We start from the raw sequence: 15,495 nt of genomic DNA on the forward strand, positions 1-15,495 counted from the left end.
CTACCTACTTCTTGGCCTTGTCGGCCGGGGCGTCGGTGGACAGCGCGGCGACGAACGCCTCCTGCGGTACCTCGACCCGGCCGATGGTCTTCATCCGTTTCTTGCCTTCTTTTTGTTTCTCCAGCAGCTTGCGCTTGCGCGTGATGTCGCCGCCGTAACACTTCGATAGCACGTCTTTGCGGATTGCGCGGATGTTTTCGCGAGCAATGATCTTGGACCCGATCGCGGCCTGCACCGGAACCTCGAACTGCTGACGCGGAATCAGCTCCTTGAGTTTGGTCGTCATCTTGTTGCCGTAGGCGTACGCAGATTCCTTGTGCACGATGGCGCTGAACGCGTCGACCGCCTCACCCTGCAACAGAATGTCGACCTTCACCAGATCGGCTTCCTGCTCGCCGGCCTCCTCGTAGTCGAGGCTGGCGTAGCCGCGGGTACGTGACTTCAACGCGTCGAAGAAGTCAAAGATGATCTCCCCCAACGGCATTGTGTAACGCAGCTCGACGCGCTCGGGCGAGAGGTAGTCCATGCCGCCCAATTCACCGCGGCGTGATTGGCACAATTCCATGATCGTGCCGATGAATTCGCTCGGCGCGATGATCGTCGTCTTGACCACCGGCTCGTACACCGTCCGGATCTTTCCATCGGGCCAATCCGAGGGGTTGGTGACGAGAAGCTCCTCGCCGTCCTCCTTCACGACCCGGTACACCACGTTCGGGGACGTGGAGATCAGGTCGAGATCGAATTCACGCTCGAGCCGCTCACGGGTGATCTCCATGTGCAGGAGGCCGAGGAAGCCGCTGCGGAACCCGAAGCCCAGCGCCACCGAGGTCTCCGGCTCGTAGGTCAGCGCGGCGTCGTTGAGCTGCAGCTTGTCCAGCGCATCGCGCAGGTCCGGGTAGTCGGAGCCGTCGACGGGATAGAGGCCCGAATAGACCATCGGTCGCGGTTCGCGGTACCCGGTCAGCGGCTCGACGGCGCCGTTGCGCGCGGTCGTCACCGTGTCACCGACCTTCGACTGGCGCACGTCCTTCACGCCGGTGATCAGGTAGCCGACCTCCCCGACACCAAGGCCGGCGGCGGCCTTCGGCTCGGGTGAGACGATGCCGACTTCCAACAGCTCATGGGTGGCGCCGGTCGACATCATCTTGATCCGCTCACGCGGGACGATCCTGCCGTCGACCACGCGGACGTAGGTGACCACGCCGCGGTACGTGTCGTACACGGAGTCGAAGATCATCGCCCTGGTCGGCGCGTCGGGGTCACCGACCGGCGGCGGGACCTCGCGGACCACGTGGTCGAGCAGGTCAGAAACGCCTTCGCCGGTCTTGCCCGACACCCGCAGCACATCGCTGGGTTCGCAGCCGATGATGTGGGCCAGTTCGGCGGCGTAGCGCTCCGGATCGGCGGCGGGCAGGTCGATCTTGTTGAGCACCGGGATGATGTGCAGGTCGCGGTCCAGCGCCAGGTACAGGTTGGCCAGCGTCTGCGCTTCGATGCCTTGGGCCGCGTCGACCAGCAGCACCGCGCCCTCGCAGGCCTCCAGCGCACGCGACACCTCGTAGGTGAAGTCGACGTGGCCGGGGGTGTCGATCAGGTGCAGGACGTAGTCGGTCTCGTCGACTTTCCAAGGAAGACGGACGTTTTGGGCCTTGATCGTGATGCCGCGTTCCCGCTCGATGTCCATCCGGTCGAGGTATTGCGCCCGCATAGACCGCTCGTCGACGACGCCGGTGAGTTGCAGCATCCGGTCCGCCAGCGTCGACTTGCCGTGGTCGATATGGGCGATGATGCAGAAGTTCCGAATCTGCGCCGGCGCCGTGAACGTTTGATCGGCGAAAGTGCTGATGGGAATCTCCTGCTGGCCGGTCGAATGTGCGCTACCAGGGTATCGAGGCATGGCCGTCTCGACACAATCGCGACCGGCAGCGGTCCCCTATGCTCGGAAATATGGCTCCGCCCTGGAAGACGTTTCAGCGGTTCGCGGAGAATCTCGTCTTCAACGAGGCACCGAAATTCATCCGCCAACAGCTGCAGTCCGGCATCCAGACCAGCATCAAGATCGGCATCGACGCGCTGTCCAACGCGGCCACCGAGGAGCGGCCCGCAATCACGGCAGGCCGGCCGGTCACCAATACCAGCGTTCCGACCGCCCACCGGGCCCGCAAGCTGGTGTACGCCCCCGACCTGGACGGGCGCGCCGATCCCGGGGAGATCGTCTGGACGTGGGTGGTTTACGAGGACGACCCGACCCGCGGTAAGGACCGGCCGGTTCTGGTGGTCGGTCGCGACCGCTCGACGCTGCTCGGCCTGATGCTGTCCAGCCAGGACCATCACCGCAACGACCCGGACTGGGTCGGCATCGGCGCCGGCCCCTGGGATTACGAGGGTCGCGCCAGCTGGGTGCGGTTGGACCGGGTGCTCGACGTGCCGGAGGAGGGCATCCGCCGCGAAGGCGCGATCCTGGACCGCGAGGTGTTCGAGGTGGTAGCCGCCCGGTTGCGCGCCGAGTACTCCTGGAGCTAGCGCTGGGTCGCGTCGCCGAGTGCGCCGACACTACGGTTTGTGACGGGTTTTGCGTCGATTTCCGTCAGAGACCGTAGTCTCGGCGCCCGGAACCAACTCAGCGCGGGGTGCGCCACATCGGGAACATGCTCGGCCCGCCGTCGGGCAGCTTGATCTCGCCGGTGACCTCGAAGCCGAACCGCGAGTAGTACGGCACCAGATCCGGCTTACTGGCCTCTAGATAGGCGGGCGCAGCCTCGGCGTCGCAGCGGTCAAGGCGCGAATGCATCAGCGCCTGGCCGAAGCCGGCGCCGCGAACCGTCGGGTCGCTACCGATCAACATCAGATACCAGTGCGGCTCGTCGGGATGGTGTTCCTCCATCAGGCGCATGATCTGTTCCATCCGCGCGGTGCGCCGCCCGAACGCCCACAGAAAGCCCGGCAGCATCGACAACTTCTGCAGCTTGGAATCCTGCCGAAGGCCGGGCGGATCCCACAGCGTCACACCGCCGATCACGCCGTCGCGGCTGGCGACCTCGGACCCGCCGCGGGACAGGAAATGGCGTCGGGCGATCGTGGCGAAGCCGCGCCGCAGCGCCGTGGCCCGCGCATCGTTGTCGGGCACCATCCACATGGTCACCGGATCGTCGTAGAACGCGCGCCCGAGCACACCTGCCGCGGCACGGATGTCGCGCCGCCCGAGTGGGCGGACGTCGACCGGCACTCAGCGACCCTGAGTGATGTAGGCCTGCAGATGCTGCTGCTCGGCCTCGAGTTCTTCCATCCGGTTCTTGACCACGTCGCCGATGCTGACGATGCCCGACAGCCGTCCATTGACGACGACGGGCACGTGCCGGACGCGGTTCTCGGTCATCAGCGCGCTGAGGCTGTCGACAGAATCCTCGGGTGTGCAGCTCACGACGACCGTGGTCATGATGTCGGACACCGGCCGGTGCAGGATGTCGGCGCCCAGTTCGTGCAGTTTGCGCACGACGTCGCGCTCCGACACGATGCCGACCACCCCGTCCTGCGATACGACGACCATCGCGCCGATGTTGTGCACCGTCAGCTCGGTGAGCAGACCGGCGACCGACGTCTCGGGGGTGATCGTCGCCACCGACGCACCCTTGTTCCGCAATACGTCCGCGATACGCATCGATGCCTCCACTCGTGACCTAACTCACAGGTTAAGGCGGAGGGCGCTGCTCCGAAAGGGATTCGAAGTTGCAACCGGGTCACACCCACGGGCGCAGCGCGACGGCCGTCGCCCGCTGTAACCGCTCGCGCACCACGCGGGGCTCGTGTTCGTCGCGCAGCAAGACCCGCAACGCGCCCGCGATCGCACCGACAAACGCGCCGACCAATGCCGCCGCCTCGACCTCGTCGAGTTCGTCGGGAAAGGCGGCGTGCAACCGCGCCGCGATCGCGATCTGGCCGTCGAGTTGAAGTTGAAGACCACGCCCACGCACCGCAGGCACCGACCGCATGAACCGCAGTCGCAGCGCGGCCATCGGGCCGACCAGGTCGTCCCCCACTTCGCCGAGTTCAGCCAACGCGCGCAACAGAATTGCCGTCGGCCGCTCGCCGGGTCTGCGCTCGTCGATCGCCGTCAGCGCCGCAGTGATACGCGCGTCGGCGTCCGGGAACAGCACCTCCTCCTTGGTCGCGAAGTACGAAAAGAAGGTGCGAGTGCTGACGTTGGCGGCGGCCGCGATGTCGGCGATCGTGGTGCCGTCGTAGCCGCGCTGCTCGAACAACGCCGCGGCGGCATCGATCAGCGCCTGCCGGGTGCGGACCCGCTTCTGCTCGCGAAGTGACGTCACGGGACAGATTTTACACTCATTGCAATTTTGCAGTCAGTGTAACTAGGTTGGCATTATGCGAACAGCGTTGATCTCCGGCGGCGGCATCGCGGGTTCCACGGCGGCGTACTGGCTGGCCAAGGCCGGTTTTGCGGTGACGGTTGTGGAGCAAGCCGCCGGTACGCGGTCCAGCGGCAGTCCCGTCGACGTGCGCGGGCCCGCGGTGGATGTCGCCGAACGCATGGGCGTGATGGGGCGAATCCGCGATGCCGATACCCGCGTGCGCGACATGGTCTTCATCAACGCGCGCGGCCGGGTGGTCAGCCGCGTCGACATGCGTGCGACGTGGGCAGCGCCCGACGATGCCGAATTGCCCCGCGGCGCCCTGGCCGCGATCTTGCGCGCTGCCGTGCCCGACGGCGTGGAGTTCCAGTTCGGGAACTGCGTGACGGCACTCGGCCAGGACGCCGACGGGGTCACCGCCGAATTCGCGGACGGGCCGACCCGGCGATTCGACGTCGTGCTCGGCGCCGACGGCGCACATTCTGGGGTGCGCGCGCTGGCGTTCGGACCGGAGAGCGACTACCTGACGCATCTCGGCGTTTACGTCGCCACGCTGCCGTTGGACGGCGAAACAGCCACGGAGTTGGTCATGTACAACACGCCCGGTCGCGCGGTGGCCATCCACCCGGCCAAGGGGCGGCCGATCGCCGCGTTCATGTTCCGCTCGCCGGAAATCCCCCAGTTCGACCATCGCGACAGCGATCAGCACAAGCGTCTGCTCGTCGCGGCGTACGCGGGCGCAGGCTGGCGCGTGCCCGAACTACTCGATCGCGTCGTCGCCGCCGATGACCTGTACTTCGACTCCGTCAGCCGGGTGCATGTGCCGACCTGGTCGCGCGGGCGGATCGGGCTCGTCGGTGACGCTGCGTCCTGCGTGTCGCTGTTCGGCGACGGCTCGAGCCTCGCGATGGTCGGCGCGTTCACCGCTGCCGACTCGCTGACCGGCGACGTCGCCGCCGGCCTGCGCGCATATGAGGCGCGGCACCGCCCGCAGCGGGCGGCCAAGGAGAACGCCGTCGCCTTGGCGACGAGGCTGTTCATCCCCGCGACTGCAATGGGCATTGCGGTTCGGAACCTGACGCTCCCGTTGGCGGCGAAACTGCGCCGGAATACCGTTTCGGCGTGAGTCGTTGGGAGAAGCCATGACAAGTGCCAACGCCGTGCCCACAGTCGAATTGGGCGACGAGTTAACTGTCAGTGCGATCGGATTCGGCGCCATGGCGCTGACCCCCGTCTACGGCGAGGTCGACGACACCGAGTCGCTTGCCACGCTGAACCGCACGGTCGATCTGGGTGTCACGTTCATCGACACCGCCAACATCTACGGCGGCGGCAACAACGAGAAGCTGATCGCCAAACTGCTCGCCGACCGCCGCGACGAGGTCACGCTCGCGACCAAGTTCGGCATTCAGGGCAACCCCGCCGACCGCGCCGCGGGCAAGATCGGGGTGCGTGGCGACGCGGCCTATGTCCGCCAGGCCATCGACGAGAGCCTGCAGCGGTTGCAGACCGACGTCGTCGACCTCTATTACATGCACCGCCGCGACGTAACCGTGCCGATCGAGGAAACCGTCGGCGCCATGGCCGAATTGGTGGCTGCGGGCAAGGTCCGCCACCTCGGGCTGTCCGAGGTGACCGCCGACGAACTGCGCGCCGCATCCGCGGTTCATCCGATCGCCGCGGTGCAGAGCGAGTGGTCGATCTGGAGTCGCGACGTCGAACGCAACGTCGTGCCCGCGGCCGCGGAACTCGGCGTCGGCTTCGTGCCGTATTCGCCGCTGGGGCGCGGCTTCCTGACCGGGACCGTGCGCTCGGCGGCCGACCTGTCGTCGCCCAACGACTTCCGTAAGACCATGCCGCGGTTCAGCGGCGACGCGTTGGACGCCAACCTCGCCGTGGTCGACGTCGTGCGCTCGGTCGCCGACCAGCAGGGCGCGACGGCGGCTCAGGTCGCGCTGGCGTGGCTGCGGTATCGCGCGCAGAGCCTCGGCGTGGCGTCGGTGCCGATCCCGGGCACGCGTCGGGCCGAGCGCGTCGAGGAGAACCTCGGCTCGCTGACTGTCGAACTGACACCCGAACAGCTGACCGCGTTGGACGCTGCGGGTTCGGCCGTCTCGGGAAATCGGTTCGCCGACATGGGCTTCGTGTCGGGCGGTCGGGAGTAGTCAGTCCGGCTGCGGCCGCGCCACCCGAAGCGCGATCGACGCATCGTCGAATTGCGCGGCCTGCGCGCTGATCCTGCCGATCTCGCTCGGCCGCTTCAATAGCCCGCGCACGGCGATGGTGGCCACCTGTTCGCCGACCCGGATCGCCTCGTCGGCGCGGTCGGCCTCATCGGTGTGCAGACGGGTGCGCTTCTGCGCGCCTTCGTCGAAGTTCAGCAGCAGCCCCGCCGTTTCCTCACGGTCGCATTCGATGAACTTGCCCTCGCTGATCGCGGCGCTGATCAGGTCGACCACCCAGTTCTTCAGCCGTTCGTAATCCGCCCAGAACTGGTGGAATTCGGCGCGCTGATCGTGTGCGATGCGCTGGATTTCGTTGAAGTCGATCGGCGACAACGCCAACTGCATGGTGTCGAACCGCAGCAGCCGGTACAGCTTGACCGCAGGCGAGCCGGACCCCGCCCCGACCTCGGCGATGAACTTCAGCGGCGCCCGGTTCACCAGCAGCGCCTCGCCCAACAGCTGCTCTTTGTTGCGGAACCAGTAGTACAGCGACGACTGCTGCAGCCCCGACGCGCGCGCGATATCGCTCATAGTCGTTTGGGCGTAGCCCTTTTCGGAGAACAGCTTGGTGGCCGCGTTGACGATGTCGGTACGAGGTGACGTCGTCGGCGCGGTGGCGGCGTTGTTGCGTGGTCTTCCGATGGCGGTGAGTTTAGCCAAGCGGGGCCTGTTCGCTGTGCGCACGCTCGACGACGTCGCGCGCCGCGTCGACCACGTCGCGCCACAGTTCCAGGCCCATCGACTTGGATGCCCGCGACGGATGCCCGGTCACCCCATTGGTCGAGACATGCTGCACGCCGTAGCGGAACACCGTGCCCTCGGTGCGGTCGGGATCGTCGGCGTCGCGCATCCCGTCGGTGTCGACGAGTTCCGGGCGCAGCACCAACATCAGTGAGGTCTCGGCGGCGTTGGCGTGCCAGTCCACCGCGTCCTGGGTCGCCCGTCGCGCGATGTCGGCGGTCAGATCCCACCACTGCATGACGCCGACGCGCAGGTCGGGAAATTCGCGCCGGAAGCGGTCGCAGGCGATCCACAGCGGGGCCGCGTTGCCGACGTGGCCGTTGACGAACAACACGCGCCGGAAACCGGAGTCCACACACGCCTCCGCCACCAGGAAGGCCGTCGCGGCGGTCTCCTCGCCCGAGAACCCGACCGTGCCCGGCATCCGGGTGCCGTGAAAGAAGCTGGCGCCGAACGCAAGCGGCGGCAGGACCACCGCCACCTCTCCCGCTGCGGCATCGGCGAGCGCGGCCGCGACGATCGTGTCGGTGCCGACCGGCAGGTGCGGGCCGTGTTGCTCGGTCGCGCCGACGGGAATCAGTGCGACACACTCGGGATCGGCAGCCAGACGGGCGGCCAGTTGCGCCGATGTCAACTCTTCCCACATGTGCGTCATGGTCACCAGAACCTCAGATAGCGATCCGTCTCCCACCACGATACGTGCGCGGTGTAGCCGTCCCACTCGGCGCGCTTCTCTGCGACGAACGAGTCGAACATCGCGTCACCGAACACCCTGCGCACCAGCGGATCGGCCTCGAGCGCGTCGATCGCCTCGCCGAGCGAGCGTGGCAGCCAGCCGATACCACGCGCCGCCAGGTCGGGTTCGGTGAGCCGGTAGAGGTTGTCCCGGTTCGGCTCACCGGGATCGAGCACCTCCCTGATTCCTTCGAGCCCGGCCGCCAGCATCAACGCACCGCCCAGGTAGGGATTGTTGGCGCTGTCGGCAGCGCGGCATTCGACGCGGCCGCCGCCCCTCGGGATGCGCAGCATGTTCGTCCGGTTGTTGTCGCCGTAGCAGGCGAACACCGGCGCCCAGGTCAGACCCGACATGCTGCCCTGCTTGACCAGTCGCTTGTAGCTGTTGACGGTCGGCGCGATGACCGCACAGATGGCGTCGGCGTGCCGCAACACACCGGCAATGAACTGGTAGCCGAGTGCGGACAGTCCGCAACCACGCGGATCATCGTTGGCGGCAAACAGATTGGTGCCTTCAGCGTCGGCGAGCGACATGTTGTAGTGCGCGCCGCTTCCGGTGCGGTCGGCGAACGGTTTGGGCATCCACGACGCGAACAGGCCGTGCTTGCGGGCGATCTCGCCGACCATCATCCGGAAGAACACCAACCGGTCGGCCATGGACACCACGTTGGTGTACGTGAAGTCGGTCTCGAACTGGCCGTTGCCGTCCTCATGGTCGAATGAGTAGACGTCCCAGCCCAATTCGTTCATCGCGGAGACAATCTCGTCGACCACCGGATAGTTGTGCAGCATGGTGCGCAGGTCGTAGCACGGCTTGTCGAGGTTGTCGTCGGGGCTGGCGGGCCCGGGTTTCTCGATGTCGGTGAGCAGGAAGAACTCGGTCTCGATGCCGAGGTTGAAGGTGTATCCCAGCGTCGCCGCATCGGCGGTGACGCGTTTGAGGATCTGTCTGCTGCACGCTTCGAACGGGTGGTCGCCGATCCACAGATCGCCTGGGAACCAGGCGACCTCGCGGTTGAACGGCATGATGATCGGCTGTGCGAGGTCGGGGTGCGGGGCGACCTCGTCGTCGTTGACGTCTTGCGGCACGCCGTCGAGCGCGGCGCCGGTGAACATCTCGGAACCCAGTGCCGCCTGGGTGAGGTGGCCGAGAGGCACCATTTTGCACTTCGGTTTGCCGTGCATGTCGACGAAGCTGATCGCCGCGTACTTGACGCCCTTGGCGGCGAGTTCCTGCGCGACGTCGGAGGCGGTGGTGGCGCTGTGGCCGTTCAGTGTGGTGGTCATGGTCATCCTGCCGTAGCGAGAGTCGTTGTGGGATTGAGCAGTCCGAGTTCACGGCCGAGGTAGCGGTAGAACTCCCACAGCGGCCGCTCGAGATGGGAGAGGCGGCCGGTGCTGGTGACGCCTGCCCGCACGGCACGCTGTACCGCAGCGCAGACGTCGAGGTCTTCACGGTGGATGTCGCAGATCAACTTGACCAGCTCGCTGCGGCGCGCCTCTACATCGGGGGCGGCCAGCGAGGCCGGTGACATGCAGATGTCGAGTTGCAGTTCGATCTTGCCCGCGCCGAGCGGAAGTACCTTGAGCCAGTACATGTATGCCGGGCCCATCGCGATTTGCAGCAGCGGGTAGGCGATGAAGATCAGCGACCGGTCCTTGTGCTGCGCGGTCAACGTGTCCGCGCCCGGCGACAGGAACGGCGGATCCGCGGGATACTCGGGCTTCTGCTGAGACCACATCGTGGTGAAGTAGTCCCCGACTTCGCCGGTGAAGCTCAGCGACGCCGGAAACCGCTCCTCGAGAGATCCGCGGTGTGGGCCCATGTGGTGGTAGCACTCCATGAAGTTGTCCACCATGATCTTCCAGTCCCAGTCGCAGACTCCCCAGTCGGTCTGCTCGACGGTCTGGTAGTTCTCCAGGTCGTACGGGTCGACGATCGGATCGAGCGCGGCGTACTGGCTGGCCAGTGATTCCGCCTTGCCGTCGAAGTTCACCATCACGAAGCCCTTCCACACTTCGTGGCGGAACTTCCTGAGCGGATAGTCATTTCGGTCGAAACCGGGTGACTTTTTCATCTCGGGTGCACCTGCGAGGTGACCGTCCAGCCCGAACGACCACAGGTGGTACGGGCACTGCAGCACGTTGGCTTCCCCGGCGCCGCTGCACACCTCCATCCAGCGGTGCGTGCAGTTGCGCGACAGGACCCGGATCTCGGAGTGCCGGTCGCGGGTGACGACCAGCGGGACGCCAAGGACGTCGATGCTGTAGTAGCTGCCCGGTGTGGCCACCTGCTCGACACGACACAAGGGGATCCACCCGCGCTTGAAGATGCGGTCCACTTCGGCCGCGTACAACTCGTCGCTGACGTAGGCCTCGGGCGGCAGGGTGACCGCCTTATCGGGTGACTCCACGGCGCAGGTGGCCGTCAGGCGGGAGTAGTCGAATGTCATGGCCCGACGCTATGGGCGCTCTGTTGCGCCCCCGTTTCCGAGCCGTAAATGACCTATTGAAACTACTTGAGAGTCCCGGTGGCAGCCCACAAGGATTTTTCCGGGCGTTGTTCAATACAGTATTGAAACCAACGTTTCGACTTTCTGACGCGCTCGAAAGCGGTAGGAATGACAGCATGATCGAGGTCACGCTGCTCGGCACCGGAAGTCCGATTCCCGACGCCAGGCGCGCCGGGCCGTCCACGCTGGTGAGGGCGGGCGGGCAAACGTTTCTGGTCGACTGCGGACGTGGTGTGCAGCAACGGATGACTGCCGCCGGCGTGGGGGCGAACGGGTTGACAGCGCTGCTATTGACGCATCTGCACAGCGATCACATCGCCGACCTCGGCGACCTGCTGATCACCCGCTGGATCTCGACCTTCGATCCAAATCCGGTGCCGTTGCCCATCATCGGGCCGCCCGGCACGGCCGAGGTGGTCGACGCGACGTTGAAGGCATTCGGCTTCGACATCGGCTACCGGATCGCCCACCACGCGGATCTGACGGCACCGCCCGCCGTCGAGGTGCACGAGCACACCGACGGCATGGTGTGGGATCGCGACGACGTGACGATCCGGGTTGCGCCCACCGATCACCGGCCCGTCGCGCCGACCATCGGGTTCCGCGTCGAACACGGCGGCGCGTCGGTGGTGCTGGCCGGTGACACCGTCCCGTGCGAGAGTCTCGATGCGCTCGCCTCAGGCGCTGGTGGCTTGGTGCACACCGTGATTCGGCACGACCTGATCGAGAAGCTGCCGATGCAACGCATCCGCGACATCTGCGATTACCACTCGTCGGTCGAACAGGCCGCGGCCACCGCGGCACGCGCCGGCGTTGGCATCCTGATCCTCACCCACTACGTGCCCGCCATCGAACCCGGCCAGGAGGACGACTGGCGCGCGCTGGCGGCCAGCGAGTTCGACCGGCAGATTGAATTGGGCGACGACCTGCACCGGGTCGAGATTCACCCTGGGGTGTGCACCAAGTCGGCCAGTTGATCGGCGGCGCCCGCGACGGTGTCGATGTCGGTTTCGGTCAGTGGCCGGCCGCGGGCGATCACCACGACGTGTTGTATCCCGAGGTGTCCGAGGGCATGGCATCTTTCGGTCAGGTCGTCGTTGAGCGCCGTGGTCACCGTGCGCTCGATCTGCTCAGGGCGCCTGCCGACGTCGGCGCAGTGCCGGTCGAGCACGTCTAGCTGGTTGCGGATCGCGGCGCCACCGTCGGGCACGTCGAACAGATTGCACGCGTCGGCGTATTCGGCGCCCAACCGCAACGTGCGGCGCCTGCCGGTGCCGCCGATCAGCACCGGCGGCCGCGTCGCCGGCCGCGGGCTGCCGACGGGATGCTCGAGCACCGAATACCGGCCGCGGAAAGCGGATTCGTCGCCGTCCCACATCTGCCGTGCCAGCCGCAGAAGTTCGGCCATGCGGTCGAACCGCTCGGCGGTGTCGGGCAGGAACAGTCCCATCGCGCGGGCCTCGTCGGCGTTGTAGCCCGCACCGAGGCCCAGCCACGCCCGACCCGCCGACAGTACGTCGAGTGTGGTGACGGCCTTGATCAGCAATGCGGGCGCGCGGAACGTCGCGGCGGTGACCATGGTGCCGAGGCGGATCCGCGATGTGACCGCGGCGAGGTAACCGAGCGTGGTGTATGCCTCCAGCATCGGTTCGTCGATTCGGCTGGCCGGGTCGGCCTGCAGTAGGTGGTCCGGCACCCAGAGGGTGTCGACAGCGGTGTCGTCAAGGGCGTTGGCGAGCGCTCGCAGGCGGGCGTCGATCCGGTCGGACCACGAGTAATTCGTCACGCTCACACTGAGTTTCATGATCGGGCCACCGCCTGCTGCTTGTTGGGCCTGCGTAATGGCAGCATCGCACCCGCCACGATCAGCCAGATCAGGCCGGTGAACCGGGCGATCGGCAACAGCGGCGACAGCCCCGCCCAGATCAGGACCAGCGTGGTGAGTTCGGCGAGCACCGCGATGGCCAAACCCGTCAGCGCGACGCCCCGCGGCAGTAGGGCGACGATCAGGCCCGGCACTGCGATACCCGCGATCAGCAGGCCGAGTGCGACCACATGCCACGGGCCGCCGGTCAGATACGTCAGGTAGTACAGCGCGCGCGTCAACGCGACGTCGGAGGTGACCTCCGGCCGTGACATGGTCCACACCAGCAGACCCGACAGCCCGAGTCCGGTCGACGCCAACAGTCCGCCTGCCAACGCGATGGTCGCCCCCGGCGCGGTGATGCCGAGTTGGCGCAGTCGCGCACTCGCGGTGGCGGCGTAGATGGCCAGTGGGATCGACGACCCGAACGTGCCGACGGCGATCACGACCGCCGCGGCGTGGTTGGCCGTGACGTAGTCCTGGATCTCCGTGGCCGATCCGTAGGGCAGCGGCATCATGCCGCCGGCGAGCACGACGCCGACGACCAGCCCTGCCAGCAGCAAGCCGAGCGAGATCGCCGCGAGCGGGGCGAGCGGCGGGCCCGCCTGCGTCGACCGCGCATTCGTATTCGCAGTTGAATCGTTCATAACTTGAACGGTATGCCTGATCTTGAAGCCAGACAAGGGCTGTCATCAATTCGACTGATAAATCGTTCACTGCTGATACGATCAACGTCGTGCCAGCATCTTCCCCCGGCGGTGACACGGTGGCGTTCCTCTTGTCGCAGCTGGGCCACCGGTCGGCGTCGGTGTTCGCCGAGTTGATCGCGTCGATCGAGCTGACGCCGCCGCATGCGGGCATCCTGCGGGCGATCGCATCCGAGCCCGGCCGCAGTCAGCAGGCGCTCAGCGCGCAGCTGGGCCTGTTACCGAGCCGCGTTGTCGCCTATGTCGACGAGTTGGAGGACCGCGGTTACCTCGAGCGGCGACGCAACCCCGACGACCGTCGCCTGCACGCGCTGTATCTGACCGCGGCGGGCAAGAAGGTGTTGACGAAGATCGCTGAGTTGGGCCGTCAGCACGAGCGGATGATGACCGCCGGGCTCGACGGCGCCCAGCGCGACACGTTGCGGGAGCTGTTGTCGATCGTCGCCGAAGCGCAGGGCCTGACGCCGCATGTCCACCCGGGCTACCGCACGTTGGGCCGCTAGGCCACATCCCTGGCGCGAATTAGGCCAGGCGCGTGATCTCCACAACCACGTCGAGGTCGGTCGAACCCTCGCCCGAGTAGATACCTTTCAGCGGGGTGACGTCGGAATAGTCGCGACCCACGCCAACGCTGACGTACTGCTCGTTGATCTCGCTGTCGTTGGTGGGGTCGTAGTTCCACCAGCCGCCGGTCCACGCCTGCACCCAGGCGTGGCTCTGCCCGTCGATGGTGTCGCCGATCACCGCCTTGCGCTTGGGATGGAGATAGCCCGACACATAGCGGGCCGGAATTCCCATGCCGCGCAACAGAATCAGCGTCAGATGCGCGAAGTCCTGACACACGCCCTTGCCTTCGCGCAGCGCGTCCAGTCCCGACGAGTGCACCCCGGTGGTGCCCTTGACGTACCGCAGTTCGCTGTGGACCCAGTTGGCTGCGGCGATGACAGCCTCCTGCGGATCGTGGTACTTGGCGATGCGCTCCCCCACCCGCCTGATCCGCTTGCTGTCGGGCGTGTAGTGCGTGGGGCTGAGCACCTCGTCGAACCGGTCGATCACCGCTTCGGTGTGCAGGTCGTCCCAATTCACCTTGTCGGCGGGCATGTCGCCGCGATCGGTCTCGACCACCGAACTCGACGTCACCTCCAATTCGGTGTGCGGGGCGTGCAGGTCGAACGCGGTGACCGCGGTGCCCCAGTAGTCGACATACCGGTATGACCTTGTGGCAGGGACGGTTTCGACGCGGTTGAGGATGACGTTCTGCCTGGTGTCAGACCGCGGTGTCAGCCGCGCCTCGTTGAACGACGCGGTCACCGGCGACTTGTAGGCATATCCCGTCGAATGCACCACCCGCAGCCGCCACATCAGACTTCACCTTCCTCGATGACCAGCGTGCCGTTGTGCCCCGCGTCATGCCACGCCACCCAGGGCGCCGAGTGGAAGTACTGCACCGCCAACGCCTCTCCGACGTCGCGGCAGGTCTTCTGCAGACCGGCCAGCCGCTTCTCCAGCGAGTCGAGCAGCGCACCCGGCTGCAGGAACTCCAGTTCACTGCGCGCGCGGCCGAGCAATCGTTGCGCCTCTGCGGTGGCGCCCAGCCGGCTGTGCGGGCGGTTGAGCAGTTCGTCGAGGCTGTGTTCGGCCAGTCGCAGCGAGTAGAAGATCGAGCGCGGGAAAAGCCGGTCCAGAAGCACGAATTCGACGACGCGACCCGCGTCCATCACGCCGCGGTAGGTGCGCAGGTAGGTGTCGTGCGCGCCCGCCGACCGCAGCAGCGTGACCCAGGCGGGCGATGCTGCGCTGTCACCGACACGCGACAACAGCAGCCGCACCATCATGTCCACTCGTTCGATGGCGCGGCCAAGCACCATGAACCGATAGCCGTCGTCGCGGCTCAACGTCGAGTCCGCGAGGCCGGCGAACATGGCGGCGCGACCCTCGACGTAGGACAGGAACTCGTGCGGGCCAAGACGTTTGGCCGCGCGCTCACGTTCGGCCAGCGCGTTGTAGGTGGTGTTCAGGCACTCCCAGATCTCGGTGGACGTGACTTCGCGTGCGCCGCGGGCGTTTTCCCGCGCTGCGGAGATCGACTCGACGATCGAGCAGCCGCCCGCGGTGTCGCGGCTGAACGCCACCAGGTCGGTCAACGACCAGACGTCCAACTGCTGCTGGGGCGCCTCGATGCCGAGCACCCGCAGCAGTGTGCGCGACGCCTGGTCCGGGTCGACGCTGGAATCCTCGAGCAACTGGTGCACCGTGACGTCGAGAATGCGGGCGGTGTCGTCGGCCCGCTCGACGTAGCGGCCGATCCAGTACAGCGATTCAGCGTTGCGCGCCAACATCGAA

General features: G+C 66.6%; 16 protein-coding genes and 1 pseudogene. 5 read left to right on the forward strand and 12 right to left on the reverse strand.

Going from position 1 to position 15,495, the window contains the following annotated elements:
- Positions 1-4 precede the first annotated feature (4 nt).
- Positions 5-1,974 (reverse strand): annotated as a pseudogene (gene lepA, locus C1A30_RS06935) (translation elongation factor 4).
- On the opposite strand from lepA, the gene C1A30_RS06940 reads away from it, so the two are divergent.
- Entirely contained in the window at positions 1,936-2,523 is a 588-nt protein-coding gene (locus C1A30_RS06940) for a type II toxin-antitoxin system PemK/MazF family toxin (RefSeq protein WP_101947434.1), read from the forward strand. The pseudogene lepA and the gene C1A30_RS06940 overlap by 39 nt on opposite strands.
- 97 nt (positions 2,524-2,620) lie before the next feature.
- Here the strand turns inward: C1A30_RS06940 and C1A30_RS06945 are convergent, their stop codons facing one another.
- From C1A30_RS06945 to C1A30_RS06955, 3 genes are all read right to left on the reverse strand, one after another.
- Positions 2,621-3,226, reverse strand: a complete 606-nt coding sequence (locus C1A30_RS06945; protein ID WP_235009672.1) for a GNAT family N-acetyltransferase — start codon at positions 3,224-3,226, stop codon at positions 2,621-2,623.
- On the reverse strand, positions 3,227-3,658 hold the full coding sequence (locus C1A30_RS06950; RefSeq protein ID WP_101947701.1) for a CBS domain-containing protein: 432 nt from the start codon (positions 3,656-3,658) through the stop codon (positions 3,227-3,229).
- A 79-nt stretch (positions 3,659-3,737) separates the two neighbouring features.
- On the reverse strand, positions 3,738-4,325 hold the full coding sequence (locus C1A30_RS06955; protein WP_101947435.1) for a TetR/AcrR family transcriptional regulator: 588 nt from the start codon (positions 4,323-4,325) through the stop codon (positions 3,738-3,740).
- 55 nt (positions 4,326-4,380) lie between these two features.
- On the opposite strand from C1A30_RS06955, the gene C1A30_RS06960 reads away from it, so the two are divergent.
- A complete protein-coding gene (locus tag C1A30_RS06960; RefSeq protein WP_101947436.1) occupies positions 4,381-5,493 on the forward strand; it encodes an FAD-dependent monooxygenase in 1,113 nt (370 codons plus the stop codon).
- Between the two features lie 16 nt (positions 5,494-5,509).
- Positions 5,510-6,532 (forward strand): aldo/keto reductase, encoded by a 1,023-nt coding sequence (locus C1A30_RS06965; RefSeq protein ID WP_101947437.1) that lies wholly within the window; start codon positions 5,510-5,512, stop codon positions 6,530-6,532.
- Here the strand turns inward: C1A30_RS06965 and C1A30_RS06970 are convergent, their stop codons facing one another.
- Genes C1A30_RS06970 through C1A30_RS06985 form a run of 4 tightly spaced genes read right to left on the reverse strand, consistent with a single transcriptional unit; the run spans position 6,533 to position 10,521 of the window.
- The gene (locus C1A30_RS06970; RefSeq protein WP_235009673.1) at positions 6,533-7,252 is read right to left on the reverse strand and encodes a TetR/AcrR family transcriptional regulator; all 720 of its coding nucleotides are present in this window, start codon (positions 7,250-7,252) and stop codon (positions 6,533-6,535) included.
- Positions 7,245-7,988: a creatininase family protein gene (locus C1A30_RS06975; protein ID WP_101947439.1), complete on the reverse strand. Its 744-nt coding sequence runs from the start codon at positions 7,986-7,988 to the stop codon at positions 7,245-7,247. Before C1A30_RS06975 ends, C1A30_RS06970 begins: the two co-directional genes overlap by 8 nt.
- A 2-nt stretch (positions 7,989-7,990) precedes the next feature.
- Entirely contained in the window at positions 7,991-9,355 is a 1,365-nt protein-coding gene (gene glnT, locus C1A30_RS06980) for a type III glutamate--ammonia ligase (protein WP_101947703.1), read from the reverse strand.
- Positions 9,356-9,357: 2 nt separating this feature from the next.
- The gene (locus C1A30_RS06985) at positions 9,358-10,521 is read right to left on the reverse strand and encodes an aromatic ring-hydroxylating dioxygenase subunit alpha (RefSeq protein WP_101947440.1); all 1,164 of its coding nucleotides are present in this window, start codon (positions 10,519-10,521) and stop codon (positions 9,358-9,360) included.
- A gap of 176 nt (positions 10,522-10,697) precedes the next feature.
- Between C1A30_RS06985 and C1A30_RS06990 the strand changes: the two genes are divergently transcribed.
- Entirely contained in the window at positions 10,698-11,558 is an 861-nt protein-coding gene (locus C1A30_RS06990) for a ribonuclease Z (protein ID WP_101947441.1), read from the forward strand.
- On the opposite strand, the gene C1A30_RS06995 is transcribed toward C1A30_RS06990, so the two are convergent.
- Both C1A30_RS06995 and C1A30_RS07000 read right to left on the reverse strand, forming a co-directional pair.
- Complete coding sequence (locus tag C1A30_RS06995; protein ID WP_101947442.1) at positions 11,525-12,385, reverse strand: TIGR03560 family F420-dependent LLM class oxidoreductase; 861 nt, start codon at positions 12,383-12,385, stop codon at positions 11,525-11,527. The two genes, C1A30_RS06990 and C1A30_RS06995, sit on opposite strands and share 34 nt — an antisense overlap.
- Entirely contained in the window at positions 12,382-13,092 is a 711-nt protein-coding gene (locus C1A30_RS07000; protein WP_200828179.1) for a hypothetical protein, read from the reverse strand. The genes C1A30_RS06995 and C1A30_RS07000 overlap by 4 nt, the downstream gene beginning before the upstream one ends.
- Before the next feature lie 89 nt (positions 13,093-13,181).
- On the opposite strand from C1A30_RS07000, the gene C1A30_RS07005 reads away from it, so the two are divergent.
- Entirely contained in the window at positions 13,182-13,655 is a 474-nt protein-coding gene (locus C1A30_RS07005; protein WP_101947443.1) for a MarR family winged helix-turn-helix transcriptional regulator, read from the forward strand.
- A gap of 19 nt (positions 13,656-13,674) precedes the next feature.
- On the opposite strand, the gene C1A30_RS07010 is transcribed toward C1A30_RS07005, so the two are convergent.
- Together C1A30_RS07010 and C1A30_RS07015 are read right to left on the reverse strand one after the other, a co-directional pair.
- The gene (locus C1A30_RS07010; protein WP_101947444.1) at positions 13,675-14,514 is read right to left on the reverse strand and encodes a transglutaminase family protein; all 840 of its coding nucleotides are present in this window, start codon (positions 14,512-14,514) and stop codon (positions 13,675-13,677) included.
- Positions 14,514-15,491: an alpha-E domain-containing protein gene (locus tag C1A30_RS07015; RefSeq protein WP_101947445.1), complete on the reverse strand. Its 978-nt coding sequence runs from the start codon at positions 15,489-15,491 to the stop codon at positions 14,514-14,516. Before C1A30_RS07015 ends, C1A30_RS07010 begins: the two co-directional genes overlap by 1 nt.
- Positions 15,492-15,495 lie beyond the last annotated feature (4 nt).

This window comes from Mycobacterium sp. 3519A (assembly GCF_900240945.1).
Taxonomy (GTDB): Bacteria; Actinomycetota; Actinomycetes; order Mycobacteriales; family Mycobacteriaceae; genus Mycobacterium.